Source organism: Castellaniella sp., assembly GCF_049651205.1.
In the GTDB taxonomy this organism is placed as follows: Bacteria; Pseudomonadota; Gammaproteobacteria; order Burkholderiales; family Burkholderiaceae_B; genus Castellaniella.
This window is the reverse complement of record NZ_JBASBR010000004.1, coordinates 147,014-162,871: the sequence shown is the minus strand read 5'-3', so window position 1 is coordinate 162,871 and position 15,858 is coordinate 147,014. Positions and strand designations below refer to the sequence as shown.

13 protein-coding genes are annotated in these 15,858 nt (G+C 59.1%); 9 read left to right on the top strand and 4 right to left on the bottom strand.

The annotated features are described in order from the left end of the window. Positions 1–3: 3 nt before the first annotated feature. From WA928_RS01910 to tal, 3 genes are all read right to left on the bottom strand, one after another. Positions 4–486 (bottom strand): tripartite tricarboxylate transporter TctB family protein, encoded by a 483-nt coding sequence (locus WA928_RS01910; protein WP_424298842.1) that lies wholly within the window; start codon positions 484–486, stop codon positions 4–6. 3 nt (positions 487–489) lie between these two features. Next, entirely contained in the window at positions 490–1,446 is a 957-nt protein-coding gene (locus tag WA928_RS01905; protein WP_424298839.1) for a tripartite tricarboxylate transporter substrate binding protein, read from the bottom strand. 162 nt (positions 1,447–1,608) lie between these two features. Further along, positions 1,609–2,571, bottom strand: a complete 963-nt coding sequence (gene tal / locus WA928_RS01900; RefSeq protein ID WP_424298836.1) for a transaldolase — start codon at positions 2,569–2,571, stop codon at positions 1,609–1,611. A 213-nt stretch (positions 2,572–2,784) separates the two neighbouring features. On the opposite strand from tal, the gene carA reads away from it, so the two are divergent. The 5 genes from carA to greA all read left to right on the top strand — a co-directional run bounded on the left by carA (position 2,785) and on the right by greA (position 10,224). Then, complete coding sequence (gene carA / locus WA928_RS01895) at positions 2,785–3,954, top strand: glutamine-hydrolyzing carbamoyl-phosphate synthase small subunit (RefSeq protein WP_424298833.1); 1,170 nt, start codon at positions 2,785–2,787, stop codon at positions 3,952–3,954. An 18-nt stretch (positions 3,955–3,972) separates the two neighbouring features. Continuing rightward, a complete protein-coding gene (gene carB / locus WA928_RS01890) occupies positions 3,973–7,212 on the top strand; it encodes a carbamoyl-phosphate synthase large subunit (protein WP_424298830.1) in 3,240 nt (1,079 codons plus the stop codon). Then, positions 7,212–7,991 (top strand): SDR family oxidoreductase, encoded by a 780-nt coding sequence (locus WA928_RS01885; protein WP_424298827.1) that lies wholly within the window; start codon positions 7,212–7,214, stop codon positions 7,989–7,991. The genes carB and WA928_RS01885 overlap by 1 nt, the downstream gene beginning before the upstream one ends. A gap of 104 nt (positions 7,992–8,095) precedes the next feature. Next, complete coding sequence (locus WA928_RS01880) at positions 8,096–9,415, top strand: solute carrier family 23 protein (RefSeq protein WP_424298824.1); 1,320 nt, start codon at positions 8,096–8,098, stop codon at positions 9,413–9,415. A 332-nt stretch (positions 9,416–9,747) separates the two neighbouring features. After that, entirely contained in the window at positions 9,748–10,224 is a 477-nt protein-coding gene (gene greA, locus WA928_RS01875) for a transcription elongation factor GreA (protein ID WP_424298821.1), read from the top strand. A gap of 84 nt (positions 10,225–10,308) precedes the next feature. Here the strand turns inward: greA and WA928_RS01870 are convergent, their stop codons facing one another. Continuing rightward, the gene (locus WA928_RS01870) at positions 10,309–10,908 is read right to left on the bottom strand and encodes a YhbY family RNA-binding protein (protein WP_424298818.1); all 600 of its coding nucleotides are present in this window, start codon (positions 10,906–10,908) and stop codon (positions 10,309–10,311) included. A 17-nt stretch (positions 10,909–10,925) separates the two neighbouring features. On the opposite strand from WA928_RS01870, the gene WA928_RS01865 reads away from it, so the two are divergent. From WA928_RS01865 to glmM, 4 genes are all read left to right on the top strand, one after another. Further along, positions 10,926–11,579 (top strand): RlmE family RNA methyltransferase, encoded by a 654-nt coding sequence (locus tag WA928_RS01865; protein WP_424298815.1) that lies wholly within the window; start codon positions 10,926–10,928, stop codon positions 11,577–11,579. 133 nt (positions 11,580–11,712) lie between these two features. Next, on the top strand, positions 11,713–13,617 hold the full coding sequence (ftsH, locus tag WA928_RS01860; protein WP_424298812.1) for an ATP-dependent zinc metalloprotease FtsH: 1,905 nt from the start codon (positions 11,713–11,715) through the stop codon (positions 13,615–13,617). Between the two features lie 17 nt (positions 13,618–13,634). Beyond that, a complete protein-coding gene (folP, locus tag WA928_RS01855; protein ID WP_424298809.1) occupies positions 13,635–14,477 on the top strand; it encodes a dihydropteroate synthase in 843 nt (280 codons plus the stop codon). Next, complete coding sequence (gene glmM / locus WA928_RS01850; RefSeq protein ID WP_424298806.1) at positions 14,474–15,814, top strand: phosphoglucosamine mutase; 1,341 nt, start codon at positions 14,474–14,476, stop codon at positions 15,812–15,814. Before folP ends, glmM begins: the two co-directional genes overlap by 4 nt. Positions 15,815–15,858 lie beyond the last annotated feature (44 nt).

Here is a 15,858-nt window from a genome sequence, read left to right as displayed (position 1 = left end):
GTGTCAGGTGCCCAGAAAGGGGAACGCATTGCCCAGGCTGACGCCCAGTGAGGAAAAGCCATACCAGCAAAGGAGGCCCAGCACCAGACCGATGGCTGCGTCCATCAGGGTGCGACGCGAGCCAAAGGCACGGGTTACCAGGGCAAAGCTGATCATGGCTGTGAGGGGGAAACCCAGCGGCTGCATGGTGAGCAAGGGAGTGGCTGCACCGCCAGTGGCCCAGAGCAAAGCGGGCCAAGAGGCTTTGGCATCGGCCTCGGCGTCTTCGGAGTCTTGCGGTTTAAATGTTTCTCCGCGGGCGATCTGGATCAGCAGGATGATGCCGAAGAACACCAGCAGGCCCCCGATCACGGTAACGAAAAAACCGGGGCCCAGCGCGGCGTAGCCGCCCAACTGCGGCAGACCGCGTCCCTGGAAGAACCACAACAGACCGATGGCGATGATAATCAGCCCCAGCCACCAGGGACGCGAAGTCTTGGGTGCCATGGGCTACTTGATCAGGCCGACGGATTCCAGGACTTTCTGCTGACGGACTTTTTCCTGGTCGAGGAAGGCGGAGAAGTCGTTGCCGGCCAGATAGGCGTCCGTCCAGTTGTGGTCGGCCAGTGCCTTTTGCCACTCGGGTGTGTCGTGCATCTTGGCAAAGCGATCCAGCCACATTTGCCGGCCGTTGTCGGACATGCCTGGTGCGCCCACAATACCGCGCCAGTTGCCGATGACTACGTCCAGGCCTTGTTCCTTGAGTGTGGGGACGTCAAGATTGGGCAGGCGGTTTTCTGAGGTGACAGCAATCAGGCGCAGGCGGCCTTGTTCGGCATAAGGGCCGAGTTCGGACAAGCCGGAAATAGCGACTTTAAGTTGGCCACCGGCCAGCGCGGTGATCATTTCAGCACCGCCATCGTAGGCCACGTAATTGAGCTTTTTTGGATCCAGGGGGATCGTCTGGGCCAGCAGCGCCGCCGTGACGTGGTCGACCCCGCCAATAGAGCCGCCGCCGATCGGGGTGGCGCCAGGATTGGCGGCCAGGGCCTTGGTAACGTCCTGGATTGTCTTGAAGGGTGAGTCGACCGGCACGGCGACCGCGCCGGCGTCGTCTGTCAGGCGAACCAGTGGCGTGACATCGTTGAGGGTGACCGGGGATTTGTTGAGGATGATGGCGCCGACGATGATCGAACCAAGGGACATGATGCCGTTGTCATTGCCCTTGGCGGTGCGTACGAACTCAGCCAGGCCAATGGTGCCACCCGCGCCGCCTTTGTTGGTTACCTGAGAGCCGTCCGTAAAAATGCCGGTTTCCTGCATGACTTGTAGCGGTACGCGCGCTGCTGCGTCGTAGCCGCCGCCTGCGCCGCCAGGTGCCATGACAACTGCCGGGGCGGCCATGGCCATGGACAGCGGCAAGGCCATTACTGCTGTGGCCGCGCAGAATTTTCGTATGAAAGTCATTGATGTCTCCTGGGGTGGTGCACGAGAGGAAATGGTCCGGACTGCGAAGGATCTGATGCTGCTCTAGGATATTGGGCCCCGGCCAAAAATGCATCGGGGATATACCTAGTCATCGGGGGTGATGGTGTGGTGGCCCCAAGCCGGGGGCCACCTGCCAACTGCTTAAAGTGTCGCGGCTGCTGAGACCAGCAGGTTGTCCAGTTTGATCGCGTCGGCGGTAAAGATCCGGATCCCTTCGGCCAATTTTTCAGTGGCCATGGCATCCTGATTAAGTTGCGTGCGAAACGTGACTTCGTTGCTGGCCAGCCACTCGGGGGCGTTTTGTTTGGCGTCGTCTACCGACAAGGCCGCGGGCAATGGCTGGGTATTACCGGCCAGCTCGCCCAGGAGGGTGGGGCTGATGGTAAGCAGATCGCAGCCTGCCAAAGCCTGAATTTGCCCGATATTGCGAAAGCTGGCTCCCATGATCTGGGTAGGGATGTCGTAGGCCTTGAAGTAGCGGTAGATGCGGGTGACAGACTGCACGCCGGGGTCTTGCGCACCAGATTGCGCTGCGTCGTCCCATTGGGCGCCGGCTGTTTTTTTGTGCCAATCGTAGATGCGCCCCACAAATGGCGAGATGAGTGTGACCTTGGCTTGCGCACACGCGATGGCTTGAGCCAGCGAAAACAGCAGGGTGAGGTTGCACTGGATACCGTCGGCCTGCAAGGCACGCGCCGCCTGGATGCCTTCCCAGGTAGAGGCCAGTTTGATCAGCACGCGTTCGCGGGGGATGCCGGCGGCTTCGTAGAGCCCAATGATCTGGCGGGCGCGCTCGATGCTGGCTTGTGTATCAAACGACAGGCGCGCATCTACTTCTGTGGATACCCGTCCGGGCACAATGGCCAGGATTTCGCGGCCAAACGCCACCAGCAGGCGGTCGGTTTGTTCGCTGGGAGAGGCGGAAGGATGGTCTTGCAGTACTTGCTCAAGCAAGGGCCGGTATGTGTCTTGCTGCACCGCCTTGAGAATCAACGAGGGGTTGGTGGTGGCATCCGTGGGCTGGTAGGCCCGCATGGTTTCAAAATCGCCAGTGTCCGCCACGACGGTAGTGAGCGCACGCAGGGCATCGAGTTGGTGAGTCATGAAAACAAACACCTCAGGTGAGACGGTCAAAAACACCTACTTTAGACCATTTGTTGCAAATAGCCATGGGGATGGATGTCAAATCACCTGGTTGTGCCCGCTTGCTAGGGGATGCCCTGATGAAGGAAATAAGCGTGCAATCCGGCAAGAGCCGCCTAGGACAAATGTATAATAGGAAGGTTTATATATCGACTTTACAACCGGGGTACCATTTTGCTGCCGTCAATCTTTTCAGAGGGGCCCGCAGGGCTTGTTCCAGCAATTCTTGCCTTGGCTGACGGTACCGTATTTCGAGGCGTCTCTATTGGCGCCGACGGTTACACCGTGGCCGAGATCGTGTTCAACACGGCCATGACAGGCTATCAGGAAATCCTCACCGACCCCAGCTACAGTGGTCAGATTGTCACGCTCACGTATCCTCATATTGGCAATACTGGCGTCAACGCCGAAGATGTCGAATCCAGCAAGATTCACGCTGCAGGTCTGGTGGTGCGCGATTGCCCGGCTCGGGTATCCAACTTCAGGGCTACCCAGTCTTTGCCGGATTACCTGAAAGCACAGGGCGTGGTGGCCATCTCGGGGATAGATACCCGCAAGCTTACCCGCATCCTGCGCGAGCGGGGCGCTCAGGGCGCCTGCATTATGGTGGGCGATGACGTTGCCCGGGCCGTTGAGCTTGCCCGCGGTTTTGGCGGCATGGAAGGCCAGGATCTGGCCTTGAAAGTAACCACCGAAAAATCTGGTGCCTGGATGCAGGGCACCTGGCAACTGGGCCGCGGGTTTCGCCGTCAGGAAAACACGCAATACCACGTGGTCGCCTACGACTACGGCATCAAAACCAATATTTTGCGTCTGCTTGCTGATCGTGGCTGCCGTATTACCCTGGTACCGGCCACCACGCCGGTGGCCGAGATACTGGCTCAAAACCCCGATGGCGTATTTTTGTCCAACGGCCCCGGAGACCCCGCTGCCTGTCAGTACGCAGTGGATACCTGCCAGGCTGTGCTCCAGCGTGGGATTCCCCTGTTTGGTATCTGCCTGGGCCAGCAAGTTCTGGGGATTACCCTTGGTGGCCGTACCGTCAAGATGAAAACCGGCCACCATGGTGCCAATCACCCGGTGCAAGACCTTGCCACCGGACGGGTGTTCATCACCAGCCAGAATCACGGCTTTACTGTGGATGGCGACAGCCTTCCAGACAATGCCCGCGTCACGCATGTGTCGCTGTTTGATGGCACCTTGCAGGGCTTCGAGCTTACCGACAAGCCGGTGTTCTGCTTTCAGGGCCACCCAGAGGCCAGCCCCGGCCCGCACGACATTCTCGTGTTGTTCGACAAATTCATCGACCTCATGGCGCAATACAAAGCGCAGTCGTCCAAATAACTGACTCCCAGCCTTCTCATGCCCAAGCGTTCAGACATTAAAAGCATTCTCATCATCGGGGCAGGCCCGATCATCATCGGCCAGGCCTGCGAATTCGATTATTCCGGGGCCCAGGCCTGCAAGGCACTCAAGGCAGATGGCTTTCGTACCATTTTGGTCAATAGCAATCCTGCCACCATCATGACCGACCCGGAAACGGCCGACGTCACCTACATCGAGCCCATTACCTGGCAGGCGCTCGAAAAAATCATCGAGATCGAAAAGCCCGACGCAGTATTGCCCACCATGGGCGGACAGACAGCGCTTAACTGCGCACTCGATCTCGACCGCCATGGCGTGCTGGTCAAGCATGGTGTCGAGCTTATCGGCGCCAATGCCGCAGCCATCGAGAAAGCCGAAGACCGCCTCAAGTTCAAGGATGCCATGACATCCATTGGGCTGGATTCTGCAAAATCAGGTATTGCCCACACCATGGACGAAGCCTGGGTCGTGCAAAAGCAGATCGCCGCCGAGGTGGGCACTTCTGGTTTCCCCACCGTGATTCGGCCCAGCTTTACCTTGGGTGGTACAGGCGGGGGCATTGCCTACAATGCCGAAGAATTTGAAATCATCTGCCGTCGGGGCCTCGAAGCCTCGCCGACCCACGAACTCCTCATCGAGGAATCTCTGCTGGGCTGGAAAGAGTTTGAGATGGAAGTCGTGCGCGATCGCGCCGATAATTGCATCATTGTGTGCGCCATCGAAAACCTGGATCCCATGGGTGTGCACACCGGTGATTCGATCACCGTGGCGCCAGCGCAAACACTGACCGACAAAGAATACCAGCTGATGCGCAACGCCTCGTTGGCCGTGCTGCGCGAAATTGGAGTCGAAACCGGTGGCTCCAACGTCCAATTTGCCATCAACCCGGCCAACGGACGCATGATCGTCATCGAGATGAATCCCCGGGTATCGCGATCCTCGGCACTGGCCTCCAAGGCTACCGGGTTTCCCATTGCCAAGGTGGCCGCCCGTCTGGCGGTGGGTTATACGCTTGACGAGCTCAGCAACGAAATCACCGGCGGCGCCACGCCGGCTTCCTTCGAGCCCACCCTTGACTACGTTGTCGTCAAGGTGCCGCGCTTTGCCTTCGAGAAATTCCCCCAGGCTGATTCCCGGTTGACCACCCAGATGAAGGCGGTGGGCGAAGTCATGGCTATTGGCCGTACCTTCCAGGAATCCTTCCAGAAAGCCTTGCGTGGGCTTGAGGTCGGTGTCGACGGCCTGAATCAAAAAACCACTGATCGCGAGCGTTTGCAGATCGAACTCGGCGAGCCGGGCCCCGAGCGCATCTGGTATGTGGGTGATGCCTTTGCCCAGGGTTTCTCGCTTGATGAAGTGCATCAGCTGACAAAGATCGATCCCTGGTTTCTCGCGCAGATCAAGGAAATCGTCGATATTGAGCTTGCCCTCGAACAGCGCACGGTTTCCGAGCTCGACGATGGCACGATGCGCGAACTCAAGCGCCGTGGCTTCTCTGATCGCCGTCTGGCCTTTTTGTTGGATACCACCGAGGCTGAAGTACGCAAGCTGCGCCATCAAATGAATGTGCGTCCGGTGTACAAGCGCGTCGATACCTGCGCCGCCGAGTTCGCCACCACTACGGCGTACATGTATTCCACCTACGAGGAAGAAGACGAATCCGCCCCCACTGACCGCAAGAAAATTGTGGTGCTGGGTGGCGGGCCCAACCGCATCGGTCAGGGGATCGAATTCGACTACTGCTGCGTGCATGCAGCACTGGCACTGCGCGAAGACGGCTTCGAGACCATCATGGTCAATTGCAATCCCGAAACCGTGTCCACCGATTACGACACCTCCGATCGTCTGTACTTCGAGCCCCTGACGCTCGAAGACGTGCTGGAGATTGTCCACAAAGAAAACCCGGTGGGCGTGATTGTGCAGTATGGCGGGCAAACACCGCTTAAGCTGGCGCGTGCCCTCGAGGCCAACGGTGTGCCCATCATCGGTACCAGCCCCGATTCCATCGACATCGCCGAAGACCGCGAGCGCTTTCAAAAATTGCTCACCAAACTAGGCTTGCGTCAGCCGGCCAACCGCACCGCCCGCACCGAAAGCGAGGCGCTTTCTCTGGCCGGCGAAATCGGCTATCCCCTGGTGGTGCGTCCCAGCTATGTGCTGGGTGGGCGCGCCATGGAAATCGTGCACGAACCCCAGGACCTCGAACGCTACATGCGCGAGGCGGTGAAGGTCAGCAATGATTCTCCCGTCTTGCTCGACCACTTCCTCAATAACGCCACCGAGGTGGATGTGGATTGCCTGGCCGATGGCGAGCAGGTGATTATCGGCGGCGTCATGGAGCACATCGAGCAGGCCGGCGTGCACTCGGGCGACTCTGCCTGCAGCTTGCCGCCGTATTCCTTGTCCGACGAGACCGTCGAGGAAATCAAGCGCCAAACGGCCTTGATGGCACGGGCACTCAATGTCAAAGGCTTGATGAACGTTCAGTTTGCCATCCAGGGTGGCGATGTGTACGTGCTTGAGGTCAATCCTCGTGCTTCGCGCACAGTGCCTTATGTCTCCAAGGCTACCGGGCGCCAACTGGCCAAGATTGCCGCCCGGATCATGGCGGGTCGCACCCTGGCCGCTCAGGGCATCAGCAGTGTGCCGGCACCGGTTCATTATTGCGTCAAAGAGGCTGTGTTCCCCTTCGTCAAGTTTCCGGGTGTCGACACCATTTTGGGCCCCGAGATGAAATCCACCGGCGAAGTCATGGGCGTAGGCGAAACCTTTGGCGAGGCTTTCGTCAAATCCCAGATTGCAGCCGGGGTCTGGCTGCCGGAGTCAGGCCGGGTCTTCATCAGTGTGCGCGACCAGGACAAATCCCGTGCCGTCGAAGTGGCCCGTGGCCTGGCCTCGATGGGCTACCAGCTGGTGGCTACACGCGGAACAGCCGCTGTCATCGAAGCCGCCGGCCTCACGGTAGAAATCGTCAATAAGGTTACCGAGGGGCGCCCCAACGTGGTCGACATGATCAAAAATGGCGAGCTCGCCATGGTGATCAACACGGTCGAAGAACGCCGTAACGCCATTGCTGATTCGCGCACTATCCGTACGCAGTCGCTGGCCAACCGGGTCACGTTCTTCACCACCATTGCAGGTGCCCGGGCGGCGGTTGAAGGCATGCAATACCTGCGCCAGGGAGAAGGTCTGAAAGTCTATAGCCTGCAGGCCATGCACGCGGCCTCGCACGCCTGATGGCTACCGGCCAGCGCGTCTTTATCACCGGTGCCAGCAGTGGCATCGGGGCTGCGCTGGCGCGGCAGTATGCGTCTCACGGTGCAGTGCTAGGGCTGGTGGGACGTCGTCAGGATGCCCTGCAGCAGGTGCTGGCCGGTTTGCCAGGGCAGGGACATCAGTTGTATGTGCTGGATGTCCGGGATCGCGATGCCCTGCATAGTGCAGCGCTTGATTTTCTCCAGGCCGGCCCGGTCGACCGCGTACTTGCCTGTGCCGGCATCAGTGTCGGCACACTCACAGATGAATCCGAAGACTTTGCGGTATTTCGAAATGTGATCGACATCAACCTGCTGGCCATGGTTGCCACCTTCGAGCCTTTTCTGGCCTCGATGCGGGCCCGGCGTCAGGGGGTGCTGGTGGGTATCGGCAGTGTGTCCGGCGTGCGCGGGTTGCCGGGAGCCGGTGCCTATAGTGCGTCCAAGGCAGCGGTGCGCGCCTATTGCGAGAGCCTGAGAATTGAGCTGCATGGCTCAGGTGTTCAGGCAGTGACGATTGCGCCTGGGTTCATTGCTACGCCCATGACGGCTCAGAATCCATACCGAATGCCGTTTTTGATGCCTGTGGATCGTTTTGCGCAGCAGGCCATGCGGGCGATTGAGGCGCGTGATCGATACCGGGTGCTTCCCTGGCAGATGGCCTGGGTAAGCCGTTTGCTGCCGCTGGTGCCTGACGCTGTCTACGATGCTGTGGCGGCACGCCGTAAACGCAAGCCCAGGATGTCTTCCGGCCCGCGTTGATGTGTGCGGTTGATATTGCCGGACAGATATATCCCGCCTTACACTTGCGACAAATTTTTCAATCTTTCCTTTCCCTTTCCTGGACGGCTCCGCGCCGCGCATCCATGACAACATCCTATTTTCCCTGCTGGCGGCGCGTATCGGGCACAGCAGACGGTGCCGTTGTGCAACCCGATGAAACCATGCCCTTGCCGCAAACGGTAGCCATGGGTGCCCAGCACGTGGTGGCCATGTTTGGTTCCACGATCCTGGCACCTCTGATCATGGGCTTTGATCCCAACCTGGCGATTCTGATGTCGGGTGTGGGCACTCTGATATTTTTTCTGTTCGTGGGTGGGCGGGTGCCCAGTTATCTGGGCTCAAGCTTCGCCTTTATTGGCGGGGTGGTGGCCATCACCGGATATTCGGGCAGTGGGCCAAACCTCAATATCGGAGTCGCCCTGGGGGCCATCATCACCTGTGGCCTGATCTATGCCTGCATTGGCTTGCTCACCATGTGGATCAATGCCCGTCAGGGCGGTGCCGCCGACTGGATCGACCGTTGGATGCCTCCTGTGGTGACAGGCGCAGTGGTGGCCGTCATTGGCTTGAACCTGGCGCCACTGGCGGCCAAGGGTGCTATGGGTGGTTCTTTGTTTGATGCCTCAATGGCAATGCTGACGATTTTATGCGTGGGCGGGGTCGCGGTGTACACCCGTGGGCTGGTGCAGCGCCTGTTGATCCTGGTGGGTCTGTTTTTAGCGTGTGTGTTGTATGGCGTGCTGACCAACGGGTTCGGACTGGGCACCCCCATCGATTTCTCCGCTATCGTGGCGGCACCGTGGCTGGGTTTGCCCAAATTTACCGCGCCGGTGTTTGAAGGGCATGCCATCAGCGTCATCGCCCCGGTTGCCATCATTCTGGTGGCGGAAAACCTGGGCCACATCAAGGCGGTTAGCGCCATGACGGGCCAGAATCTGGACCGCTACCTGGGCCGGGCGTTTCTAGGAGACGGCGTGGCCACTATGATTTCCGGTGCGGTGGGCGGCACAGGGGTCACAACCTATGCCGAGAATATCGGCGTGATGACCGTGACCAAAATTTATTCGACGCTGGTGTTTGTGGTGGCGGCCCTGGTGGCGCTGCTGCTGGGCTTCTCGCCCAAGTTTGGTGCCGTGATCCAGGCGATTCCCGCTCCTGTGCTGGGTGGGATGGCTGTGGTGGTGTTTGGCCTGATTGCCATTGCAGGGGCTCGTATCTGGGTGGTGAATCAAGTGGATTTCACTGATAACCGCAATTTGATCGTGGCGGCTGTTACTTTGGTGCTTGGGGCAGGTAACTTCTCCATCGAGCTGGGTGGCTTCAAGCTGGATGGCATTGGTACTGCAACCTTTGGTGCCATCATCCTGTATGCCTTGCTGCGAGGCTGTAAAAAAGCGTCCTGATATCGCCTATGAGTTTTTCGGGCCTGTGGCTTGGCCGCAAGGCTTGCTTTTTCCGGGCAGATTGGCCACAATAGCCCCAGCACCCCGGTTTCGGCCGGGGTTTTTCGCGGGCGCACCGCGTGATCCCCCGAGGCAGGGCACTCTTTGTATGGTGGCCACTCACTACCCTCATGGGTGTTGGATCACCGCGCCCACATGTTGTAACCCAACCTGATAACACGCTTCAGGCATCTGGGTTATGGTTTCGGGCATCGCCCGATTTTGGATTTTTTCTAGTGGTCAGGCGCTCCAGCGCACGGAGCGTCTTTTTACTTTTTTGAGTCAGGATAATTATGGCTGCGATTCCTTTGACAGCTCGCGGGGCCGAGCGCTTGCAAGCAGAGCTGCAACGATTGAAAACGGTTGAACGCCCCGAAGTCATCAATGCCATCGCCGAAGCGAGGGCCCAGGGAGATCTTTCTGAAAACGCCGAGTACGATGCCGCGCGCGAGCGCCAGGGCTTCGTGGAAGGCCGTATCCAAGAGCTCGAAGGCACCCTGTCCAACGCCCAGATCATCAACCCGGCCGATCTCGATGTCGAGGGGCAGGCGGTATTTGGTGCCACGGTCGAGATCGAAGATCTTGAATCCGGCCAACGTCTCACTTACCAGATCGTGGGCGATCTCGAAGCCGACATCAAGGCCAACCGGATTTCCGTCTCCAGCCCTGTGGCACGCGCCCTCATTGGTAAAAGCCAGGGCGATGTGGTTGAAGTCCGTGCGCCGGCGGGGGTGCGCGAATACGAAGTCTGCTCCGTCAGCTACCAATAAGCTCGTTGCCTGGTGGCCCCAGGCACAAAAAACCGGGCGGGTCTGCCAGACTCGCCCGGTTTTTTTGCAGCATACAAAGACGATTTAACGCGGATTGCGGCTGCGTCGGGCCCCTGCGCGTAGGGACAGTGCACTGCCGCTGCTGCGTCTGGGGATGCCATGTGGCGCTGCCGCCAACCCTTGGCGCCCGCCTGCCGGTTTGCGGCCCTTACGTGCAGGCTCTTGGGATATTGCCGCCCGCCGGGCCTTGGGCGAGGCGGACTCTGGGGCTGTGGCTGCTTTTTGGCCCGCATGTGCAGGCTTGCCGGCGTTGGGGCTGGCCGCCTGCTTTTTGGGGACGTAAGGAGCAGATTTTTTCCGTACGGCGCGGGTACGGTTTTGCGCGTCGAGGGCGGCCTGTTGCGCCAGAAGGTCTGGGCGGTAGATAATCAGCGTCTTGCCCAGATGATGCACGGCAGCACAGGACAGCGTTTCGCAGATGGTATCCAGCATGGTTTCGCGCTCGGGGCGCTCGGCGCCCGCGATGCGAACCTTGATGAGTTCGTGGGCGGTAAGGCTGTGGTCGATCTCGGCCAGCACCGCATCGGTAAGGCCCTTATCGCCAATCAGGACGATCGGGTGCAGGGGGTGAGCGGCGGCTCGCAAATCGCGGCGCTGCTGAGAGCTTAGTTCAAGTTTCGGCATACTGGAATTGTACGGGAATGGCCAAGAAAAAATTCTCCAAAGCCTGGGTACAGCGTCATATTAACGACCCATACGTCAAAATGGCGCAACAAAAAGGGTATCGGGCCCGGGCTGCCTTCAAATTGCTTGAGATTCTCGAGTCAGAAAAGCTGCTGCGTCGCGGTGATGTGGTGGTCGATCTCGGGGCCACGCCCGGCAGTTGGTCACAGGTGGTCAGAGAGCGCCTGTTATCGGGCGCAGGCGAAATCGATGGCCGCATCCTGGCGCTGGATCTCCTGCCCATGGAGCCCATTGCCGGGGTGGAGTTTCTGCTGGGAGATTTTCGTGAGGACGCCGTGTTGCAGGATCTGCACGAGCGCCTGGACGGGCAGGCGGTCGACCTTGTAATTTCCGATATGGCCCCCAACTTGTCTGGAGTGGCCTCTGCAGATTCTGCGCGGATTGCGCATGTATGCGAGCTTGCCCTCGAATTTTCCAGCCAGCACCTGAAGCCGGACGGCGCCCTGATCGTCAAGGCGTTTCACGGTAGTGGATTTTCCCAGATCGTGCAGGCATTCAAGCAGCACTTTGTCCGGGTTGTCGAGCGCAAGCCCAAGGCTTCTCGCGATGAGTCCTCGGAAACCTTCCTGGTTGGACGTGGGCTGAAGGCCAAACGTAACGATTTGGTCTGATATCCGCCCGTGCCGGTTATGGGGCGGCTTGCGGATTCAGGTAGAATGAACCATTGACGGATTTGTCAGCTTGTTGTAATCGGGCGCAAGGCCCTTCGGCAGGCTGGCAGCAGCAAAACCCAGGAGATCTGTTTTGAACAACTCGTTTTCCAAGATTGCGGTTTGGCTGGTGATTGCGCTGGTGCTCTTTACGGTGTTCAAACAGTTTGACGGACGCCCAACCACCAGCAGCGATGCAGTCACCTACACGCAATTCATGAACGACGCCCGTGCCGGTCGTATCAACAAGGTGGATATCCAGGGCGATACCCTGTATGTCACACCCGAGTCAGGCCGTGCCTATAGCCTGACGTCTCCTGGCGATCTCTGGATGGTGCCCGAGCTGGTCAAGGATGGCGTGCAAGTGTCGGGCAAGGCCCGCGAAGAGCCTTCCCTGCTTACCAGCCTGTTCATCTCCTGGTTCCCCATGCTGTTACTTATCGGCGTATGGATTTTCTTCATGCGTCAAATGCAGGGTGGCGGCAAGGGAGGTGCCTTCAGCTTTGGCAAGTCCCGTGCGCGCATGCTCGATGAAAACAACAACAACATCACGTTCGCTGATGTTGCCGGGTGCGATGAAGCCAAAGAAGACGTGCAAGAGCTCGTCGACTTCCTCCGTGATCCCACCAAGTTTCAGCGCCTGGGTGGTCGTATCCCGCGTGGCGTGTTGATGGTTGGCCCCCCGGGTACCGGTAAAACGCTGCTGGCCAAGGCCATTGCCGGCGAGGCCAAGGTGCCGTTTTTCAGTATCTCGGGTTCCGACTTCGTCGAAATGTTTGTCGGCGTGGGCGCTGCCCGCGTGCGCGACATGTTCGAAAACGCAAAAAAGCAATCTCCTTGCATTATCTTTATTGATGAAATTGATGCCGTGGGTCGTCAGCGGGGCGCAGGCCTGGGCGGCGGCAACGACGAGCGCGAGCAAACCCTCAACCAGTTGCTGGTCGAGATGGACGGTTTTGAAACCGGCCAGGGTGTTCTGGTGGTTGCAGCCACCAACCGGCCTGACGTCCTGGATCCAGCTTTGCTGCGTCCTGGTCGCTTCGACCGCCAGGTGGTGGTCTCGCTGCCGGATATCCGTGGGCGTGAGCAAATTCTCAAGGTGCACATGCGCAAGGTGCCCATTGCCCAGGACGTCGATGCCAACGTGCTGGCACGTGGTACGCCTGGGTTCTCGGGGGCCGATCTGGCAAACCTGATCAACGAGGCGGCCTTGTTTGCTGCGCGGCGCAATGGCCGTACCGTAGGCATGCAGGATCTTGAGAAAGCCAAAGACAAGATCATCATGGGGGCAGAACGCCGCTCGATGATCATGCCCGAAGAAGAACGTCGTAACACGGCTTACCACGAGTCTGGTCACGCCTTGGTGGCGCGCATGCTGCCCAAAACAGACCCAGTACATAAAGTCACCATTATTCCGCGCGGGCGTGCCCTGGGCGTGACCATGCAGTTGCCCGAAGGCGACCGCTACAGCATGGATAAAGAACGCCTTCTCAATACCATTGCGGTGTTGTTTGGCGGGCGTATTGCCGAAGAAGTCTTCATGGACCAAATGACCACCGGCGCGTCCAACGACTTCGAACGCGCCACGGCTATTGCGCGGGATATCGTTACCCGTTACGGCATGACCGACTCCCTCGGGCCAGTGGTTTATGCCGAAAACGAAGGCGAAGTCTTCCTGGGTCGCAGTGTCACCAAAACCACGCATGTCTCAGAATCCACCATGCAAAAGGTGGATGCCGAGATTCGCAGCATTATCGACGAACAATACCAGGTGGCCCGCAATCTGATCGAGTCCAATCAGGACAAAATGCACGCTATGGCCAAGGCCTTGCTCGAGTGGGAAACCATCGACGCCGAGCAGATCAACGACATCATGGAGGGCAGGCCTCCGCGGGCACCTCATCCTCCGTCATCCGATAACGATGCGTCGCATACGCCGCCTTCGGCCGGCCAACCGGCGGCCAATCCGGATAAGGGCCCGGCAGCCACGCCAGTCTAATATCGAGCGGTTCTCGTATGCATGCAACACTGCAATGCGGGCGTTTTCAGCTGGTGCTGAAACGCCCGCTGGTCATGGGGATTGTCAATGTCACCCCGGATTCCTTCTCGGATGGCAACGCCCACTTCAAAACGGATCAGGCCATCGCCCACGGGCTCAAGCTGGTGCAAGAGGGGGCGGATATCCTGGATATTGGCGGGGAGTCCACGCGCCCTGGTGCACAAGCGGTGTCTGTACCTGATGAATTGCAGCGCGTGCTGCCGGTACTTGAGGGCCTGCGCGACTGCGGTGTGCCGCTGTCGGTGGATACCTGCAAGCCCGAGGTGATGCATGCGGCCATTGCGTCAGGTGCTGCTGACATGATCAACGATATTGCGGGTTTTGCCAGCGATGCGGCGGTGCAGGCGGTGCGGGATACCCAATGTGCGCTGTGTCTGATGCATATGCAGGGCCAGCCCCGCACCATGCAGCAAGATCCCGTGTATACAGATGTTGTTCGCGAGGTCCACGATTATCTTCAGGCCGGTGCCCGGCGTCTGCTGGCGGCAGGGGTAGGCGCCAACCGGATCGTGCTCGATCCTGGGTTTGGCTTTGGCAAGACAGTGGCGCACAATTACGCCTTACTGAATCAGTTGCCGCAGGTGATGGGGCAGCAATATCCCAGTCTCATCGGCGTATCGCGTAAATCCATGATTGGCGCGATTACTGGCCGACCGGCGCCAGATCGTCTGGGGGGCAGTGTGGCGGCAGCATTGGCAGCAGCGGCTCGGGGTGCGCATATTCTGCGTGTTCATGATGTGGCCGATACAGTGGGTGCCTTACAGGTTTGGGCAGCTATAGAACAAGGAGCTCGTGCATGAGTGCACGCAAATATTTCGGTACGGACGGCGTCCGGGGCGTTGTTGGAGGCGAGCGCATCAATGCCGAGTTTGCCCTGCGTTTGGGATACGCTGCGGGCCGCGTGTTGGCGCGTGATGCGCAGACCGCAGGCCGACCCACCGTGGTAATTGGCAAGGACACCCGGATTTCCGGCTATATGCTTGAGTCTGCCCTCGAAGCCGGCTTGTCGGCTGCGGGCGTGGATGTTCTGCTGGCCGGGCCAATCCCCACGCCGGCAGTGGCTTACCTCACGCGTGCCTGGCGGCTGGCGGCGGGCATTGTCATCAGTGCGTCACACAACCCGCATTATGATAACGGCATCAAGTTTTTTTCATCTTCGGGTGCCAAGTTGCCTGATGAAACTGAAGCAGAAATCGAAGCCATGCTCGAGCAGCCCGTAGGTTGTGCAGATTCTGCCGGTCTGGGGCGTGCCCGGCGCATCAACGACGCCGCCGGGCGTTATATCGAATTTTGCAAAAGCACCTATCCTAACGAGCTGGATCTTCAAGGGTTGAAAATTGTGGTAGATGCTGCTAACGGTGCGGCTTATCACATTGCGCCCCATGTGTTTCGCGAGCTTGGGGCTGATGTCAGCGTCATCGGTTGCGAGCCCGATGGCTTCAATATCAACGAAAACGTGGGCGCCACACATCCGGAAACCCTGGCCGCGGCTGTCGCCGCCCAGGGGGCCGATCTCGGTATCGCGCTGGATGGTGATGCCGACCGGCTGCAGATGGTTGACAATACCGGGCGTTTGTTTAATGGCGACGAGCTGCTCTATGCCATTGTGTGCGATCGGGCTAAAATTCATCCCATCGACGGTGTCGTGGGTACACTCATGACCAACTTTGGTCTTGAGCGCCGCCTTAAAGAACTTGGCATCCCCTTCGAGCGCGCACAGGTGGGCGACCGTTACGTCCTTGAGCGCCTGCGCGAGCACGGATGGCTGTATGGTGGCGAGAGCTCCGGGCATTTATTGTGTCTGGATCTGCACACCACGGGTGATGGCATTGTGGCTGCGCTGCAGGTATTGGCGGCCATGCAACGAGCGGCAAGCACCTTGTCTGCGCTGGTCGCTGATCTCACGCTGTATACGCAAAAAATGGTCAATGTTCCCCTTGCACCGGGCGTCAACTGGAAAACCCATGCGGGGTTGCAGGCGGCATCCACTGCAGTGCAGCAGTCTTTGGGAGAACACGGCCGCGTTTTAATTCGAGCCTCGGGCACCGAGCCCAAATTACGTTTGATGGTAGAAGCCGACGACCCTGCGCTGGCTGAAGAAGGCGTGCGTCAGTTGGTGGCTGTCAAACTCAGCTGATTGTTATGGCCCATAACGCACTTTTGGTTTTACGGCAGTCGGTC